Origin of the sequence: Acetobacter estunensis (genome assembly GCF_019083805.1) — a bacterium.
Lineage (GTDB): Bacteria > Pseudomonadota > Alphaproteobacteria > Acetobacterales > Acetobacteraceae > Acetobacter > Acetobacter estunensis_A.
In genome coordinates this window covers 66,947-84,101 of the sequence record NZ_JAHRDV010000014.1, presented here as the reverse complement: position 1 = coordinate 84,101, position 17,155 = coordinate 66,947, and the positions used below count along the sequence as shown (strand labels likewise).

The 17,155-nt window shown below is 62.0% G+C and carries 14 protein-coding genes; 6 read left to right on the top strand and 8 right to left on the bottom strand.

Annotation, left to right across the window (positions count from 1 at the left end; translation table 11 throughout):
• From KUA11_RS14280 to KUA11_RS14270, 3 genes are all read right to left on the bottom strand, one after another.
• The coding region (locus tag KUA11_RS14280) for a DNA-methyltransferase (protein ID WP_217411430.1) at nucleotides 1-612 on the bottom strand (612 nt) is incomplete at its 3' end.
• Nucleotides 609-1,241, bottom strand: a complete 633-nt coding sequence (locus KUA11_RS14275) for a ribonuclease HII (RefSeq protein WP_217411428.1) — start codon at nucleotides 1,239-1,241, stop codon at nucleotides 609-611. The genes KUA11_RS14280 and KUA11_RS14275, both read right to left, overlap by 4 nt.
• Nucleotides 1,242-1,433: 192 nt before the next feature.
• A complete protein-coding gene (locus KUA11_RS14270) occupies nucleotides 1,434-1,739 on the bottom strand; it encodes a CsbD family protein (protein ID WP_217411426.1) in 306 nt (101 codons plus the stop codon).
• A 218-nt stretch (nucleotides 1,740-1,957) separates the two neighbouring features.
• Here KUA11_RS14270 and KUA11_RS14265 point away from each other — a divergent pair, with 218 nt between their 5' ends.
• Nucleotides 1,958-3,460 (top strand): MFS transporter, encoded by a 1,503-nt coding sequence (locus tag KUA11_RS14265; RefSeq protein ID WP_217411424.1) that lies wholly within the window; start codon nucleotides 1,958-1,960, stop codon nucleotides 3,458-3,460.
• Here KUA11_RS14265 and KUA11_RS14260 read toward each other — a convergent pair.
• From KUA11_RS14260 to KUA11_RS14245, 4 genes are read right to left on the bottom strand one after another with little or no spacing between them, the layout of a single operon-like run.
• Complete coding sequence (locus KUA11_RS14260) at nucleotides 3,384-5,552, bottom strand: VWA domain-containing protein (protein WP_217411422.1); 2,169 nt, start codon at nucleotides 5,550-5,552, stop codon at nucleotides 3,384-3,386. The two genes, KUA11_RS14265 and KUA11_RS14260, sit on opposite strands and share 77 nt — an antisense overlap.
• Nucleotides 5,553-5,558: 6 nt before the next feature.
• Nucleotides 5,559-8,408, bottom strand: a complete 2,850-nt coding sequence (locus tag KUA11_RS14255; RefSeq protein WP_217411420.1) for a DUF4159 domain-containing protein — start codon at nucleotides 8,406-8,408, stop codon at nucleotides 5,559-5,561.
• Nucleotides 8,408-9,430, bottom strand: a complete 1,023-nt coding sequence (locus KUA11_RS14250; protein WP_254454950.1) for a DUF58 domain-containing protein — start codon at nucleotides 9,428-9,430, stop codon at nucleotides 8,408-8,410. Before KUA11_RS14250 ends, KUA11_RS14255 begins: the two co-directional genes overlap by 1 nt.
• Nucleotides 9,431-9,432: 2 nt before the next feature.
• Complete coding sequence (locus KUA11_RS14245; protein WP_217411418.1) at nucleotides 9,433-10,479, bottom strand: AAA family ATPase; 1,047 nt, start codon at nucleotides 10,477-10,479, stop codon at nucleotides 9,433-9,435.
• A gap of 92 nt (nucleotides 10,480-10,571) precedes the next feature.
• Here KUA11_RS14245 and KUA11_RS14240 point away from each other — a divergent pair, with 92 nt between their 5' ends.
• The 5 genes from KUA11_RS14240 (at nucleotide 10,572) to KUA11_RS14220 (ending at nucleotide 15,493) form a co-directional block, all read left to right on the top strand.
• Complete coding sequence (locus tag KUA11_RS14240) at nucleotides 10,572-11,174, top strand: DUF1285 domain-containing protein (protein WP_217411416.1); 603 nt, start codon at nucleotides 10,572-10,574, stop codon at nucleotides 11,172-11,174.
• Nucleotides 11,171-12,421, top strand: coding sequence for a CCA tRNA nucleotidyltransferase (locus KUA11_RS14235; protein ID WP_217411414.1), 1,251 nt, complete (start codon nucleotides 11,171-11,173; stop codon nucleotides 12,419-12,421). Before KUA11_RS14240 ends, KUA11_RS14235 begins: the two co-directional genes overlap by 4 nt.
• 75 nt (nucleotides 12,422-12,496) lie before the next feature.
• Complete coding sequence (locus tag KUA11_RS14230; RefSeq protein WP_217411412.1) at nucleotides 12,497-14,287, top strand: ABC transporter ATP-binding protein; 1,791 nt, start codon at nucleotides 12,497-12,499, stop codon at nucleotides 14,285-14,287.
• A gap of 177 nt (nucleotides 14,288-14,464) precedes the next feature.
• Nucleotides 14,465-14,644 (top strand): CsbD family protein, encoded by a 180-nt coding sequence (locus KUA11_RS14225; protein WP_217411410.1) that lies wholly within the window; start codon nucleotides 14,465-14,467, stop codon nucleotides 14,642-14,644.
• Nucleotides 14,645-14,824: 180 nt separating this feature from the next.
• Entirely contained in the window at nucleotides 14,825-15,493 is a 669-nt protein-coding gene (locus KUA11_RS14220; RefSeq protein WP_217411408.1) for a glutathione S-transferase, read from the top strand.
• A gap of 31 nt (nucleotides 15,494-15,524) precedes the next feature.
• Here KUA11_RS14220 and KUA11_RS14215 read toward each other — a convergent pair whose 3' ends face one another.
• Entirely contained in the window at nucleotides 15,525-17,147 is a 1,623-nt protein-coding gene (locus KUA11_RS14215) for an ABC-F family ATP-binding cassette domain-containing protein (RefSeq protein WP_217411406.1), read from the bottom strand.
• Nucleotides 17,148-17,155: the final 8 nt, after the last annotated feature.

Here is a 17,155-nt window from a genome sequence, read left to right as displayed (position 1 = left end):
CAGGCTTTCGGGCTTCTGCGTGGGGTGCAGTTTCAGGCCGTGTTCGTTGCGCAGGCGTTCATTGCCGGTGCAAAGAGGCAGATACCAGTCCGAGCGCATCTGAACATCATCGTTCAGCGCCTTCATGGCCTGATAGTTGAAGCGATAACGGCTGCTCTGGTCGCGCGCGGCCCAGATCATGGTCTCGTGCGCATTGGTGAAACGGCGACCACGGAAATTGGGCATCGGGTTGGACTTGCGCCAGACGATGTCGTTGAGGATCCAGAAGCCTAGATCTTGCAGGATCGCGCCGAGGCGGAAAATGTTGTGATAGGAGCCGATCACCCAGATCGTGCCGTCCTTGTGCAGCAGACGGCGAGCTTCGCTCAACCATTCGCGCGTGAAACGGTCATAGGCCGCAAGGTCGGAGAACTTGTCCCAGTCATCGTCCACGCCATCCACGACACTGTCATCGGGGCGGCGAAGCTCTCCCTTGAGTTGAAGATTGTATGGCGGGTCGGCGAAGATGCAGTCCACACTGCCGGACGGCAGGGAACGCATCGTTTCCACACATTCGCCGCGGAGAATCTGGTCGAGCGGAAGCTCCGTCTTCAGTGTGGCAGCGCCGCTCATGCTGGTTCTCCGGTGGCAAGGGTGAGTGCAAGCTGCTTGCGGACAGTGCCGAAGCCGCGTCTGTGATGGGGTGTGCAGCCCTGCGAAGCGATGGCCTCGCGGTGGGCTTTGGTGCCGTATCCCGCGTTGCGCGCCCAGCCGTAGCCGGGCCAGCGCGTGTCGAGCCGCTCCATGATGCGGTCACGCGTGACCTTGGCGAGGATGGAGGCGGCTGCAATCGACAGGCTGATGGCATCACCACCCACTACGGTGCGCACGGGCACGTTGAGCGGCGGCACACGATTGCCATCCACTAGCGCCAGAACTGGAGGCGAGGGCAGGCGTTCGACAGCCCGTTTCATGGCGAGTTGGGCGGCGCGAAGAATGTTCAGGTGGAGGATTTCATCCACTGAAGCGGCAGCCAAGCCGATTTCGATGCCGGGAACGGAAGGCAAGCGCTCAGCCAGCATTTCTCTGCGGCGTGCCGTCAGGGCTTTCGAATCATCCAGTGTGGATGTGAGATCGTCGGGCACACCAGCGCCGAACACCACGGCGCAGGCTACGACGGGACCAGCCAGCGGACCGCATCCGACCTCGTCCACGCCCGCGACGCGGCCACCGTGTTCGAGTTCGAGTGAAAAGTCCGGCATGTGCCCCCGTCAATGTTTTTAACGACTCGTTGTTAACCGCCGAGTCGTGCCATCAGCGACTCGGTAAGTCAGAAAAACCATTGAATGGGGGAGCGGCGCAAGAGTCGGGCGGTAAAAAGTTGCGACTCGGAGGAAAAAATCGCGCAAAGAAAAACGGATGCCGCTTTTGTACGGCATCCGTTCCGTTTTCGTTCAGGCTTTCTTGCCGCGCGGCAAAAAGAGCCAGCCCAGAAGAGTGCCAACGGCGGCGACGATGCCCAGCGAGAGAAGCGGCTTGTCACGCACGAAGGTGACGCCCTTTTCGATCAGGCCTTCGCCCTCTTCGTAGAGATCGGCGAACTCTTCGCGCGCCATGCCAGCGAACTGATCCATCTTGCCATCGGCCTGCATGCCTGCATCGCCCGTCAGGCCGCCGACCGCATCCTTGACGCGACCCTTGGCCTGATCGACCACGCCTTCGACCTTCTGTTCGGTGGGGTTGATGCTGTTGTCAGCCATGAAACTTTCCTCTTCTTTGATCCGCGGTACGGACGGGCCGGACCGCGACGACATGCTTAGTAGGAGGCCCAACTACGGGCCATGGCAATGTTTTTCAGCGGTTGACCATTCGGGTTCTGCCGCCTGCCATGATCCGAACGCTCGGCTTCGTGATGAGTTCGGGGGCATCGTGATGGCAATATCCGGGTCATGTTACGAGAAAGAGAGTGTCGCACTTCATGATCTCCCTGACACCCTCGCGCATCATCGCACTGACCGTCGCGTCGCTGCTGTTCATGGAGCAGCTTGACGGCACGATACTGGCCACAGCGCTTCCCTCCATTGCGCGCTCGCTGGACGTCGATCCTGTCCTGACCTCTGTGGCGCTCACCTCCTATATCGTGGGGCTGGCGATCTTTATTCCCGCGTCTGGCGCTGTGGCGGACCGTCTGGGGAGCCGCACGACGTTGATGGTGGCCATTACTCTTTTCATGGCCTGCTCCATGCTGTGCGGTGTTGCCGGAAATCTGGAACTGCTCGCGTTCGGGCGGATATTCCAAGGGATGGGGGGCGCGCTGATGGCCCCTGTGGGGCGGCTCGTGCTTTTGCGCAGCGTGCCACGCAGTGAACTGCTGGGCGTGATGATGTGGATGATGATGCCCGCCACGCTCGGCCCCATGCTGGGACCGGTGATTGGAGGTGTCATCACCACGCTGCTGTCATGGCGCTGGGCATTTTACGTCAATGTGCCGGTCGGATTCATCGGGCTCTGGCTGACGTGGCGCTACATCCCGCAGTTGCGGGAGGATCGACCGCCTCCATTCGACTGGAAAGGCTTCGCTCTGGCGGGGGGCAGTCTCGCGCTGTTGTCGTTCGGAGCCGAACTTGTCAGTCATGCCACACGGCCACTTTGGCTGTCCGTTGTTCTTCTGCTGGCCGGAAGTGTCCTGTTTGTCGTCTGTTACCGGCATATGTGCCGCTACCGGGCGCCGATGCTGGATTTTCGACTGATGGAAGTGCCCACCTTCCGTCTTTCTGTGCTGGGAGGGGCGGCATCTCGTCTGGCGGTGGGGGCGTTTCCCTTTCTGATGCCTTCTCTGCTCCAGCTTTCTCTTGGGTTGGACGCGGCACGCAGTGGTCTCATCATGCTGGCGGCGCCGCTCGGGGCTGTCGTGGCCCGTCTGCGGGTACCACAACTGTTCCGGCGGTTCGGTTTTCGACGCGTGATGATGGTGACGGGCGGCGGTGCAGCGTTTGTGTTCGGGCTGCTGGCCTGTATCCGGCCCGGCTGGCCGCTGTGGGTGATCCCGATCATCCTGTTTGCGTCGGGTATCATGCAGGCCATCCAGTTTTCGGCCTATAATTCGATAGCCTATGCCGATCTGCCCGAAACACACATGAGTGCGGCCACGAGCTTCTATTCCACGTTTCAGCAGATCATGCTTTCAGCTGGCATCAGCGTGGCAGTGCTGGCCGTTACAATTTCACGGCTCATGCAGGGGCATGTGGAGGTGACGGGAAGCGATTTCGACGTGGGCTTCCTTGTCACGGGTGCGCTCTCATTGTTCGCCATTCCGATGGCGCGCTGCCTCGCTCCCGACGCTGGTGCGTCGGTGAGCGGTCATCGAGGGTCGTCCCTGGGGAAAGACGAAGGAAGGGAGAACGTTAGCCACGCCCTTCTCGGTACCAGCCCAGACCGAGTGTCAGGAGAGCGAGCCCCAACGCCAGCCACGCGGGAATGAGGGGCGTGCTGCTGGTGCCGGTCAGCACATGCGCATGCCGCACTGGAAACATGAGCGTTCCCTGTTGGCCTGCGGGTGTGCCTAGTTGCACTGTCGGCATGACGGGCGCCGCTGGATTGTCACCCAGCCATGCCAGAGTGCCGCCGCTTTTCTTCACGATCGGTGCGATGCGCTCCGCTGTCACGCGCAGATCATCGTATTCCTGTGGGTCCGTGCTACGTGGGGCGGCATAGGCTTTGTGTTGACCGTCATCGGCTTCCCAGATGCCGGACAGGCGCGCGGTCATAGACGCTGATGCGACACCGGGGGAAAGCTGGTGAAAGACGAGTGTCGTCTTCGTGCCATCCGGCGCGGTGACACTCACCACTGAAGGCGGCGTGGGTTGTTCGCTATGGCGTGTTACTGTCAGCGTGTCGTCTTCAATTCGTGCTTCGAGCCGTTCCTCCTCCAGATCCGGCTCTTTCATCAGCCAGTGCGAGATACGGCGCAGCAGTTCCGCCTGTGGGCCGCCCCCGAGTTCTCCACGGGACCACAGCCAGATCTGATCCGACAGCAGCAACGCCACACGTCCGTCCTCCACATGATCCAACACGAGGAGAGGCGAGGCGTCGGGACCACTCATCAGCACCTCGCCATGGGCTGAATCCGCTTTCAGTGCGCGATACCATGGGCCCCATTGCCCCGTGATTTCCTTGTCGGATGTGGTGTCAGTGGCCCGTGCTGGAGGGGCACCGGGCAGTTCCGCCGTGACGGGGTGACGGCGGCCGGCATCGGTGAGTTCAGGACGAAAGCGGCGCACGGCAATGCTGGCGCTTGCGGCCTGCGGATCGTCATAGAGCACGGGCGGCACATGGGCGGGCAGGATATCGCCCACAGCCGTTTCCTGAAGCGAGCCAGGGCCGGTAAACTCCGGGCCTGCGATCAGGAGCAATCCTCCGCCCTTACGCACGAAGCGGGCGATGTTGCGGAGATAACGTGGTGGCAGGATGTGACGGTTCTCAAAACCGTCGAGAATGATGAGGTCGAACTGGTCGATCTTGTTTTCGAACAGTTCCTGCACGGGAAAGGCGATCAGCGCGAGATCGGACAGCGGCGTGCCGTCATCCTTCTCGGGCGGACGCAAAATGGTGAAGTGGACGAGATCGACGGTCGGGTCGGCCTTGAGCAGACGTCGCCATACGCGCTCGCCCTGATTGGGAGTGCCCGAGACGAGAAGCACTTTCAGCCGGTCGCGCACGCCGTTGATGCTGACCACATCCTGATTGTTCAGCGTAGAGACTTCTCCGGGCAGCGCGGAGACGGACAGCCCCACCAGCGTTTCGCCGGGATGGGTGAGGGGAAGCTGGATATCCTGCGGCTCCCCTGTACGCACGGGAACCTCTAGCGCGGGTTCCCCATCTTTCGTGAGCGTGACGGTGGCGGGCGTGCCGTCATGTGTGCCGGGACCGAGATCGTCCACCTGCACGCGCAGCGTTGCGGTTTTCCCAACGATGGCATAGGGCGGCGCCTGAAGGATGCGCAGACGGCGGTCTGTTTCTTCGCCCTTTCCCGTCAGAAGAACATGCAGCGGAAGTGTCGTTTCATGACCGTGAGAATCTTTGGGGACGAGACGCTCGGGAACATTGGCGGGTGTATCGCGTGTCTGACCGTCGGTGATCATCACCGCGCCGGCAAACTGCTCGGGCGGAATATCGGCGGCACCTTGTGAAAGCGCATCGAACAGTCGCGTGCCACCGCTCTGCTCACCATGCACGGTGATCGCGCGCAGGCTGAGACCGGGTGGTGTTTTCTCCCCCAGAAGGCGCTCTGCAGCGCGAGCAATCGCTGCCCGTTTCTCCAGTGTCATCGAAGGTGTCTGGTCCACGATCACCAGCGCCGTTTCGGGCAGATCATGATGGGTTTCGTGCAGCGTCTGCGGACCCGTCAGCCACACCAGAATGATGACAGCGGCTAGGGCACGGAGCAGCGTGCCCCGCATCCGGGCCACCACTCCGGTAAGTGTGAGCACGACAACGAGAGCAGCGAGCGCGATCAGCGCCCAACGGGGCAGGAAAGGTGCGAAATTCAGCGAACGGGTGAAGAAATCAGGCATGTGTCTTCACTCCCCCAGCCGGCGCAGGATGGCGGGGACGTGAACCTGATCCGCCTTGTAGTTGCCGGTCAGGGCGTAAATCACCGCGTTCACTCCGAAGCGATAGGCTGTGCGCCGTTGTTCGTCACCGCCCGGTAGAACCGCAAAGCGCGTGTCGCCGTTCTGATCCACTGCCCAGGCATGCGCCCAGTCGGCGCTACCGATGATGACGGGACTCACATCGTCGTTCTCGGCTTCTCCCTCACGGGCCACCCATACGGGCTGTCCGGCGTAGCGGCCGGGGAAATCGTGCAGCAGATAAAATGTGTGGCTGAGTACATGATGATCGTCGAGCCGGGCGAGCGCCGGGATGGGAAGGCCCGCAGTGACGCGGCGTAGGGCAGCGGTGCTGCCGGGGGCGTCCCCAGAAAAGCCGGTTTCATCGTTGCGGGCGGTGTCCGGGTCCACCCCCTGCGTGTCGATGACGATCATGCCGCCACGCGCCATGAAAGTGGAAAGGGCGGCGGTTTCCGCAGGCGTGACCTGAGCGTCGGGCGTGATGGGCCAGTAAAGCAGTGGATAATAGGCGAGATCGTCTTTTCCCGGCCGTACGCCGTCCGGGTGTCCCAGCACGGCGGAGGTGCGGGCGTTGACGTAATCCGAAAGCCCCTGAAGTCCTTCACGGGACACGGAGTCCACCTCCGCGTTGCCGGTGAGGACATAGGCCAGGCGCGTTTCAAGGGCGGCCTGTGGAACCGGTTCTGTAATTTGCGACGGTGGAGGACTTGACTGCGGCAGGGGGACGGCGTCCTGCGCGAATGCCGGAGTGAGTTGTGCGACGAGAAGCAGGACGAGAAGGGACGCGCGTGTGCTGGACCGACCCAATGAAAAACCTCGCAGTCGCCATGTCCAAATGGCGTCGATCAGCAGAAGCAACAGCCCCAATGCCAGTAGCCATGGTCCCGGATAACGATCTGGTTGGTGTCCAGCCGGAGTGGCGGAAACACCGATAGCTGGAAGGGCTGAAAGAGTGTGTAGCGTGTCGCCCACATTGAGCGCGCGCCGTGCGGAACGGCTGCCATAAAGACCGGGCGGATGCTCGGGCGATGGTGGCGTGCTGCCGAACAGGTTCGCGGCCAGCCCCCGAGCGAACGGCGGTGGCGGTCCAAGTGCGCCGTCTCCGTCCAGCGACAGGACGGGCGGCAGGATGGCGGTATCGGCTGGAGCGTCCACGCCGCTTGCGTGGTTTACGAGGCGCTCCAGCATGGCCACGAACAGACCGGAAAGCGGCAGATTGGACCAGTCCGCCGTGGGCGTGACGTGGAACAGCACGACTTCGCCCTTACCCAAAGGAGTGTGAGTAACCAGCGGCGTGCCGTCCGCCAGACGTGCCCATGTGAGGCTGTCCAGATCGGGGGCAGGCCGCGCGAGCACCTGCCGCGAGACGGTCACGTCCTTTGGAATCGGCAATCCGTGGAAAGGAGAGGTCTCGGGAAAGGCAGTCAGGGGCTGTGGCTTGCCCCATGACATGGCGCCGCCAAGCTGGCGCGCTGTTGGCATCAGAGATACCGGCAGCAGAGTTGTGGCAACATCGTTTTTCTGAGTGGACGAATCCGTGTCGTCCGTTTCGCTGGCGCTGTCTTCGTTGCCTGCAAGCGTGCGTCCGGCAAAACGTATGAGAGTGCCTCCCTTGCGAACCCAGTCCGCCACACGTTTACGGGTCTCGCCATCCGTCAGGCTGCCGTCGGGAGCGATAAGCACGGACAGGGGCTGTGACACGAGTGACGCGACAGTGCCTGTGTGCAAATCCGCCGTGGGGGTGAGGGCACGGCGCAGGTAAAATTGCGTGCCGACCAAAGGCGTGTCACCGCTTGCGGACGCCGAGACGAGACCGACGGGGCGCAGGCGGTCCCCTTCATCGAGGAGCAGGGTAGCGGCAGCGGAAGGCGTGGCGTCCACGCTGAGCAGGTCCACACGGTTGCGCATGATGGTGGGGAGCGCGACGGAGACAGGGGCACTTGCCGCATCGGCTGGGATCGCCACATCCGTTACGGCCAATGTGCCACCGTCCTGTCCATGAGCGCGAATACGCACATGGCGGCTCATTGCCTGCGGCAGAGTGATGAGCTGCGCCATCACGCCACTGTCCGCGCCTTCATCCGGTGTGTGTGTGCCGGTCAGAACCATGGGCTGGCTGTCGGGGAAGCGGATGTCCTGTGTGGGCGCTGTGGCAGCCAGAGCGGCAGCCAGTGTTCTGTCGGCGACGGCGCCCGCTTTGCCCGGCGTGGCGACGCCATCGTCGAAATAGATCACAGCTCCGATGGGAGTATGGGCGGCCATCAAGGCCCGAAGAGTGGCCGCTGTTCGGGCGCGATCAGGAGCCCACGGCGCAGAACGCAGTGCATCGAGCCGATGGCTGGCTTCTTCGGCAGAAAGAACTGGAGGAAGAAGGGGTTCGTTCGTCGGAGACGCAGAACCATTGGGAGCTGTCGGCAGCAGCACGATCTTGCGCTCAGCGTGTCCGGCGGCATCGAGCACAGCGTGGGCGGCGGCGGTGCGGGCGGGCCAGTCGGCGGCGGAAAACAGACCGTTGTCCATCAGCACGACAAGGGTGCCGGAGCCGGGCAGAGGCACGGGACGTCCCGAAATGACAGGGGTGGCGAGGCCGAGAATCAGTAGGGCAACAGCAGCCAGTCGAAGTAGCAGTAGCCATAAGGGAGGCGTGGCGGCGTCATCGCGTGCAGGTTTCAGCCGTGTCAGCAACGCAATGGGTGGAAAGACCTGCGTGCGCGGCGCGGGTGGGCGGGTGCGAAGCAGCCACCAGACGCCCGGAAGCACGAGGAGCGCTCCGAGAAGGGCCGGAAACTGAAAGAACATCAGGCGCGCCCTCCTGTCCGGTGACTTTGCAGGGACGTGCCCAGTGTCAGCAGCGCCGATGCCGCGGACATATCCGTGGAATGGGTCAGGAGCGTGTGTCCACAGCGGTCGGCCAGCGTGCGCAGCTTACGGACGCGCTCATCGAACAATGTGCCATAGTCTTCGCGCAGAGTTTCGACGCGGGGCAGCGTTATGGGCGGCTCGCCTTCCGTGCCCTCAAAGCGCACGCGACCGGACCATGGCAGTGCCCGTTCAGCGGGATCATGGATTTGAATCAGATGCGCCCCGATGCCGTTGCCCGCAAGACCGCGCAGAAGGGTGTCGAGATCTTGGTCGGGGCAGAGCAGATCGCTGGCGACGATCAGACGGGCATGGCGTGGGAGAGCGATGGCGGCTGGCAGAGCCGGAAGGGAATCCTGTCGGGCGAGCGTTTCCAGCGTCAGACCGATCCGCATGGCGATCCGTCCCGCACCCGGTGGCAGCATGGCCGGCCCTTGTGGCGTGAGCAGACGCACACGTTCGTCGCTGCGTTCCAGCAGGCTTGCGATGCCCAGCAGTAACAAAATGGCCCGGTCGCGTTTGAGCGGCAGGGTGCGAGCGTTGGAGCGCCAGAACATAGAAGGGGAGAGATCGCACCAGAGATAGATCGTCTGTGCGTTTTCGGCTTCGGTTTCACGCACCTGCGCGCGATGACTGCGGGCGGATTGCCGCCAGTCGATACGTGAGACGGACTCACCGGGTAGTGCGGGACGAAACTGCCAGAACGTCTCACCCGGACCGGCGCGGCGACGGCCATGCAGTCCGGTGGCCACCGTGGCGGCAATGCGTTCGGCTTCCATGACAAGGGCAGGAAGAGGGGCCGCCAGCCGATCGGCCTCAGTTGCGAGAAGCGCCGGTTCGGAGGTGTGAGTGTCGGCTGTTCGTGCCTGCGTGGAAGAGAGGGCGTCGATTGAGGACGCCTTACCCTCTTGCAAAAGGGAGCGCGCGCGGGCGAACAGTCCTGTCCGGGGAGAAGTCGCCAAGATCAGCCCAGACGCTGCACAAGCCCGGCGATCACATCCTCGACGCGGGTGGAATCCGCGCGCGCGGAGAAGCTCAGCGCCATGCGATGGGCAAGAACCGGGACGGCGAGCGCTGCGATATCGTCGAGACTGGGCGAGAGGCGTCCATCCAGAAGGGCACGGGCGCGTGTGGCCAGCATGAGCGTCTGGGCCGCACGTGGGCCGGGGCCCCATGCAATGGCGTCGCGCACTTGCTCAACGTCGGAAGTCTCGGGCCGCGCCATGCGAACCAGTTTCAGAATGGCGTCCACGATACGCTCGCCCACCGGCAGGGCACGGACCATCATCTGGGCGGCAATGAGCTTTTCGGCGCTCAGCACCGCTCGCGGCTGGACATGGGCGTTACCCGTGGTGGCGAGCAGCATGGCGCGTTCGTCGGCTTCATCGGGGAAGGCGAGATTGATCTGGAGCATGAAGCGGTCAAGCTGTGCTTCCGGCAGCGGGTAGGTGCCTTCCTGATCGATCGGGTTCTGTGTGGCGAGCACATGGAACGGACGGGGAAGGGGATATTCCGTGCCGGCGATCGCGACCTTGTGCTCCTGCATGGCCTGCAAGAGCGCGGACTGGGTGCGTGGGCTGGCGCGATTGATCTCGTCTGCCATGAGAAGCTGGCAGAAAACCGGACCCGGAATGAAACGGAAGCTGCGATGGCCGGAGGCGTCCTCATCGAGGATTTCACTGCCGGTAATATCGGAGGGCATAAGGTCGGGCGTGAACTGCACGCGCCGGGAATCCAGCCCGAGAACGGTGCCAAGCGTTGTCACCAGCAGGGTCTTGCCCAATCCCGGTGCGCCGACCAGCAGGGCGTGACCACCGGAGAGGATGCTGACGAGTGCCTGGTCCACCACGTCGCGCTGCCCGAACACGACCCGTCCGATCTCAGTGCGCACTTCCTGCAGCAGGCCTGCGATGACATCGGCTTCCTGCGCCAGTGCCGTGGCGTCGGGAGTTGAAGGCGCGCCCGTTTCGGGGGCGAGGAGAGGTTGAATCGGCAGGATCTGATGCGTCATGAGTCCAGTCTGACAGGTCCGGGGCTTACATCAAGGCGACGCAACCCTATATCGGGAAGATGCTCAGGCAAACACATGTGAGTTAATCTGACGTGACAGCCGATCCTTCAGCCGCAGGCAAGGCGCTTCTTCCGGAAAAACCTCCGCAAGGTCGGACGCCGCGTCAGTGTGGAAAGCTTCCCTTTCTCATCCGCCGCGATGGGGTGTGGCTCTACAGGGGCACACCCATTCGTCGCAAGCCGATGGTCTGCCTGTTTGCCTCCGCGCTTTCGCGCGCGCTCAATGGGGATTACTGGCTGCGCACCCCGGTGGAAGCCGGTACCATCGACGTGGAAGACGTGCCTTTCGTGGCGGTTCAGCTTGAATGGTGCGGCAAGGGGCGTGAGCAGCGGCTGTGTTTTCGCACCAATGTGGATGAGGTGGTGACGGCGGATGCCCGTCATCCCCTGATCGCCAAATGGGATGTGCCGCTCGACGCCTGCGACAGTGCGCCGCCTCCCTATATCACTGTCAGGCAGGAAGAAGGTGAGTTGCCGCTGCTTGCCCGTATTTCCCGGCCTGTGTGGTACGAACTGGCGGCGTTGGCGGAGCCGGGGTGCCATGAGGGGCAGGCCTGCCTTGGTGTGTGGAGCGGGGGCGTGTTCTTTCCTCTTGCCTGCACCCCCCGCAACTGTCCCGACGCACCCACGGAATGACGCAGAATAATGAAGGCTGCCTTGCGTTGGACGCTTTGTCCGTCCGACCACAGTTGGAGCGGATATGGCAGGTACTTCCGCAGGCGAGGCTGGTAGGCGGGGCTGTTCGTGACCTTCTGGCCGGTCGGGCTGTCAGCGACTTCGATCTGGCCACACCTGAACCGCCTGAAGACGTGATGCAGCGGCTGGAGAGTGCGGGGATTAAGGCCGTTCCCACCGGCCTCGCGCACGGGACGGTGACGGCTGTGCTCGAAGGATGCGGTTTCGAGATCACGACCTTGCGGCGGGATGTGAAGACGGATGGGCGTCATGCGGAGGTCGCATGGACACAGGACTGGCGTGAGGATGCGGCGCGTCGGGATTTCACCATCAACGCGATGTCCTGTGATCCCACAGGCCGAGTGCATGACTTTTTTGGCGGTCGCGCCGATCTGAAGGCGGGGTGGGTGCGGTTTGTGGGCGACGCCGCTCTTCGTATCCGTGAGGATGCGCTGCGGGTGTTGCGGTATTTCCGGTTCGAGGCCCGCTATGGTCGTGGCGCACGGGATGCCGCCACAGTGCAGGCCGTGAGCGCGGGGGCAGCGTTGATTGCCGGTTTGTCCGTCGAGCGTGTCTGGTCTGAACTCAAGCGTATCCTCAGCGGTCCGCGCGTGGGCGAGACACTCGGGTTGATGGATGCGACAGGCGTGTTGCGTGTCTGTCTGCCGGAACTGCAAACGGAAAGCAGCGCTGCGGTGCGGCGTGTGGAGGCTCTCTTGGCGTCCGGTGCGCCCGCCGATGGATTGCTTCGGCTCACAGCACTCCTGCAAGGAGCTCATGTTGAAGGCGATGATGTGGAGGCAGCGGTCAAGCGGTTGCGGCTGTCACGCACAGAGGCCGCGTTCGTGGTGGCGGTGTGCAACGGTGCTGCAGTGACACCCGGAGACATGCAAGGGGACGCTGATACGGCGCGCCTGCTGGCTCGGGTGCCGCGTGAGGTGGCGTTGGGAAGAGCGTGGCTGGCGCGTGCGCAGGTGCGCGAAAGAGGGCAGGACGAACCCGGTTGGGACGGATTGCTCAAGGCATTGGGGACTCGCCGTGTGCCGGAGTTTCCTGTGGCCGGGCGTGATCTGCTCGCGCTTGGCATAGCTCCCGGTCCGGAAGTGGGGCGGCATCTCGCGGCGGTGCGTGCGTGGTGGGAGGCGGGCGGCTGTGTGGCGGACAGGATCGTCTGTCTTGAATGGCTGGAACGCAGGCTTGCCGCCTGATGTGCCAGCGGTTTTGCTCTGCCTGCGTGGAGTTCGCGCCTTTTCCATGACGTGGGGCGCTGGTAGAGCACGCTGATGAACGCTGCGCTACCACGCCCCATTCTTTCCTCTTCGCAAGCGTCCACGCCTGTGAAGGATGACACAAACACCCTGCTGATACGGCTCTGGCGCGATCAGGTGCGTCAGCATGTCGGACGGATCGTCTCGGTGTTTGTGCTGACAGTCCTGATGGCCGGATTGACGGCGCTTTATCCACTGGTGATCCAGCGCGCGCTGGACATGTTTTCCTCCCACGATGAGCGGATTCTGTATCAGGTGCCGCTGCTGATCGTGGCCATCACCCTGTCCAAGGCAGCGGCCCAATATGGGCAGACCCTCGCCACTCAGGGGCTGGTTCTGGTTGTCATTCGCGGTCTTCAGGGGGAGATGTTCCGGCATCTGACGACGGCGGATGTCGCGCGGGTGGAGGAAGATGCTCCCGCAGCACTGGCCGCCCGTTTCACGACCGATGCGATTTCCATTCGCGAGGCGATGATCCGCGCCGTCAACTCCGTGGGCGATGTGGTGACGGTCATCGGCTTGATCGCCTCCATGATTTATATGGATTGGGAACTTAGCCTGATCGCGGCGTTACTGTACCCCATCGCCGCCGTCCCCATTCAGAAACTTGGCAAGCGGGTGCGCCGGGCGTCTGGCAATGTGAATGAGCAGGTGGGTGCGACCGCAGCTTTTCTGACGGAAAGTTTCGCGCAGGCGCGCACCGTCCGCGTCTATCGACTGGAATCCCGCGAGGAACAACGCGCCGAGACCGCGTTCGATCGGCTGCACGAGGCTTTCCTCCGGATCATGCGCGGGCGGGCGCGGATCGATCCGCTGATGGAGGCGCTGGGGGGCGTGGCCGTGGCTGCGGTGCTTGGTTTTGCCGGCTGGCGCGCGGCCATGGGAGGCGCGACGCTGGGGGACTTTTCGGGCTTTGTGGCAGCACTTCTTCTGGCGGCTCGTCCTTTGCGTGCACTGGGAGCACTGAATGCAGCCCTTCAGGAAGGATTGGCCGGACTTTCGCGTGTTTTTTCTCTCATTGACGAACAGCCTACCGTGACAGAACGCGCATCCGCCCGTCCGTTGCCTGCGGGAAAAGGACATCTGCGCTTTAATCAGGTGGGATTTCGTTACCCTGACGGACGCAGTGGACTTGCGGACCTGTCATTCGAGGCGCAGCCGGGCATGACGGTGGCGCTCGTTGGGCCATCGGGGGCGGGGAAATCGACCGCGCTTTCGCTCATTCCCCGTCTGCATGACGTGACAGAGGGTGCGATCACACTGGACGGGGTGGATCTGCGTGATCTGCGGCTGGACGCGCTGCGCGACGCCATTGCTTATGTCAGTCAGGATCCGCTGCTGTTCGATGTGTCCGTGCGGGAAAACATCCTGATGGGGCACCCGGATGCCACCGATGAGGCCATGCGCCGCGCCGCGGAAATGGCGGCGGCGGACATCTTCATCGAAGCACTGCCTGATGGGTATGACACGATTGTTGGCCCCGGCGGTGGACGGTTGTCCGGCGGGCAGAGACAGCGGGTGGCGTTGGCGCGCGCTCTGCTGCGCGATCCGCGCCTGCTGTTGCTCGATGAGGCCACAAGCGCGCTGGACAGTGAGAACGAGGCGCTGGTGCAGAACGCACTCGCGCAACTTCGGGCTGGTCGCACGACGATCATTGTGGCGCATCGTCTCTCCACAGTGCGCTCGGCCGATATGGTGGTGGCCATGGCGGATGGAAGAGCGATGGAGTGCGGCACGCATGCGGAGTTGATGGCGGCGGACGGGCTGTATGCGCGGTTGGTGCGGAGTCAGGGGCTGGGGGAATAGGTGGACCGCTGAGCAAGAAGATGCGGGCTGGCGATATTTCTGCAATCCGGGCCGATGCTGGAACCTTTGAAACGGCAATGTGAATTACTGGTAATTGATGAACCTGTCAGGACGGAACGCGTTGTCACTGTCACAGGCCCCGTTAAATGGGCAGCATAGTGTCAGGGAGAATGACCGATGAGTGAACTGAGCGACAAGATTAAGGGCACCACCGACAAGGTCGTGGGTTCCGTGAAAGAAGGCGTTGGAAAGGCGACCAATAATGCGGAACTTGAGGCTGAGGGCAAGGCCCAGCAGGTCAAAGGTAAAGTTGAAAATGTAAAAGGTACAGTCAAGGGTAAGATCAACGATCTCTGATGTGAGATGTTGACTGACCTGAAAAAAGAGCGTCCGAAGTGGCGCTCTTTTTTTATTGGTAAAATCGCCTGATTTCTGCGTTACAGTTTCGTCCTGAACGCAAGCGTTCGTTTCTGCGTTGCCTTGAGTCCTACTGTTCCAAGCTGCGTTTTGCACGTGGCGTGTTTAGGACGATTGCCCATGATTACTGTGCATCACCTCGAAAATTCCCGCTCACAACGTGTGCTGTGGCTGCTTGAAGAGCTTGGCGTGCCGTATGACATTCGGTTCTACAAGCGTGATCCCAAGACCATGCAGGCGCCTCCAGAACTGCGGAAGATCCATCCTTTGGGCAAATCCCCCATTATTACGGAGGGAGATGTCACGCTGGCGGAAAGCGGTGCCATTATCGAATATCTTCTCGATGAACATGGGAACGGACGCCTGCGTCCTGCTTCCGGCACTCCGGATTATCGCTCTTTCATCTATTGGCTGCACTACGCGGAAGGCTCGGCCATGCCGCCGTTGGTGATGAAGCTTATCTTCGGAATGATTCCCTCGAAGGTGCCATTTCTGGTCAGGCCAATCGCCTCACTTATTTCCAAAGGTGTGCAGGCGCAGCTTCTTCGGCCGGAAATCAAGCGTCATATGGAGTTCTGGGAACAATCGTTGGCAAAAACTGGATGGTTTGCGGGCAGTGACTTCACGGCTGCCGATATTCAGATGAGCTTTCCACTGGAAATCGCATGCGCGCGGGCAGATGGAGCGCATCTTCCGCATGTGAGCGCGTTTCTGCGGCGTATCCATGCACGACCGGCGTGGCGGCGTGCCTTGGAAAGAGGCGGAGCCTATGCATATGCGGGATCATAAAAATGATTGATGTCAAAAGGAGACCGGGCCTTTACTCATGCAGTCCCGGCGCTTCCCGCCCGGTCCGGGCCACGTATTCCGTGTAGCCCCCGTCATATCGGTGAAGCCCGTCTGGTGTCAGTTCAAGCACCCGGTTGGATAATGCCGCCAGAAAGTGTCGGTCATGCGACACGAACAACATCGTTCCGTCGTAGTCGGCCAAGGCTGAAATCAGCATTTCCTTGGTGGCAATGTCGAGATGGTTTGTTGGCTCATCCAGCACGAGGAAATTCGGCGGGTCATAGAGCATCAGAGCCATCACCAGCCGCGCTTTTTCACCGCCTGACAGGACGCGGCACTTCTTCTCCACATCGTCACCGGAAAATCCGAAGCCACCCGCCAGCGCCCGCAACGATCCCTGTCCCGCAAGAGGAAAGGCGTCGTTCAGCGTCTCGAACACGGTGCGGTCACCATCGAGCAGATCCATGGCGTGCTGTGCAAAATATCCCATCTTCACACTGCCGCCGAGCGTCACGGTGCCGGCGTCCGGCTCCGTTGTGCCTGTCACCAGCTTCAGCAGCGTGGACTTGCCCGCGCCGTTTACACCCAGCACACAGCAGCGTTCCTGACGGCGGATCAGTAGGTCCAGCCCTTTGTAAATCACGCGGTTGCCATAGCTTTTGTCCACACCACGCAGATTGACCACGGCGTCACCAGAACGTGGAGCCTGTGGGAACGTGAAAGACAATGCCTGCCGACGCTTGGGCGGTTCCACGCGGTCGATCTTGTCCAGCTTCTTCACGCGGCTCTGCACCTGTGCCGCATGGGAAGCACGGGCCTTGAAACGCTCGATAAATGCGACTTCTTTCGCAAGCATCGCCTGCTGCCGGTCGAATTGCGCCTGCTGCTGTTTCTCGTTTAGCGCCCGCTGCTGTTCGTAAAATTCGTAGTCGCCAGAAAAACTCGTGAGTGTGCCGCCATCGATCTCAATCACCTTGTTGATGACGCGGTTCATGAAGGCGCGGTCATGTGAGGTCATCAGCAGCGCGCCGTCATAACCTGCGAGAAACTGCTCCAGCCAGATCAGGCTCTCCAGATCGAGATGGTTGCTTGGCTCATCAAGCAGCATCACGTCCGGTTTCATAAGAAGGATGCGGGCAAGCGCCACGCGCATCTTCCAGCCGCCGGAAAGACGGCCCACGTCGCCGTCCATCATTTCCTGACTGAATCCAAGTCCATGCAGGACTTCGCGCGCCCGGCCTTCCAGCGCGTATCCGCCAAGTTCCTCGAAACGCGCCTGCACTTCGCCAAAGCGTTCCAGAATGGCGTCCATCTCATCGAACCGCTCCGGGTCCGCCATCGCGGCTTCCAGTTCTGCCAGTTCCGTGCCGATGTCCGCGACGGCTCCCGCGCCGTTCATCACCTCAGCCACGGCACTGCGGCCAGACATTTCTCCCACGTCCTGATTGAAGAAGCCGATCGTGACCCCACGATCTGTCAGAACCTGTCCTTCATCGGGTTCTTCCTGTCCCGTGATCAGTCGGAACAGCGTGGTCTTTCCGGCACCATTTGGCCCGACCAGTCCAATCTTCTCGCCTTTCTGAAGGGCGGCGGAGGCCTCGATAAAGATGACACGGTGGCCGTTATGTTTGCTGATGTTGTCGAGACGGATCATGAGGCGGC

What these genes read in the sequence shown, in the direction of transcription:
- KUA11_RS14215 (WP_217411406.1), bottom strand. Translation starts at nt 17,147, where the DNA reads ATGATCCGTCTCGACAACATCAGCAAACATAACGGCCACCGTGTCATC.
- KUA11_RS14265 (WP_217411424.1), top strand. Translation starts at nt 1,958, where the DNA reads ATGATCTCCCTGACACCCTCGCGCATCATCGCACTGACCGTCGCGTCG.
- KUA11_RS14270 (WP_217411426.1), bottom strand. Translation starts at nt 1,739, where the DNA reads ATGGCTGACAACAGCATCAACCCCACCGAACAGAAGGTCGAAGGCGTG.
- KUA11_RS14235 (WP_217411414.1), top strand. Translation starts at nt 11,171, where the DNA reads ATGACGCAGAATAATGAAGGCTGCCTTGCGTTGGACGCTTTGTCCGTC.
- KUA11_RS14245 (WP_217411418.1), bottom strand. Translation starts at nt 10,479, where the DNA reads ATGACGCATCAGATCCTGCCGATTCAACCTCTCCTCGCCCCCGAAACG.
- KUA11_RS14255 (WP_217411420.1), bottom strand. Translation starts at nt 8,408, where the DNA reads ATGTTCTTTCAGTTTCCGGCCCTTCTCGGAGCGCTCCTCGTGCTTCCG.
- KUA11_RS14220 (WP_217411408.1), top strand. Translation starts at nt 14,825, where the DNA reads ATGATTACTGTGCATCACCTCGAAAATTCCCGCTCACAACGTGTGCTG.
- KUA11_RS14230 (WP_217411412.1), top strand. Translation starts at nt 12,497, where the DNA reads ATGAACGCTGCGCTACCACGCCCCATTCTTTCCTCTTCGCAAGCGTCC.
- KUA11_RS14225 (WP_217411410.1), top strand. Translation starts at nt 14,465, where the DNA reads ATGAGTGAACTGAGCGACAAGATTAAGGGCACCACCGACAAGGTCGTG.
- KUA11_RS14260 (WP_217411422.1), bottom strand. Translation starts at nt 5,552, where the DNA reads ATGCCTGATTTCTTCACCCGTTCGCTGAATTTCGCACCTTTCCTGCCC.
- KUA11_RS14275 (WP_217411428.1), bottom strand. Translation starts at nt 1,241, where the DNA reads ATGCCGGACTTTTCACTCGAACTCGAACACGGTGGCCGCGTCGCGGGC.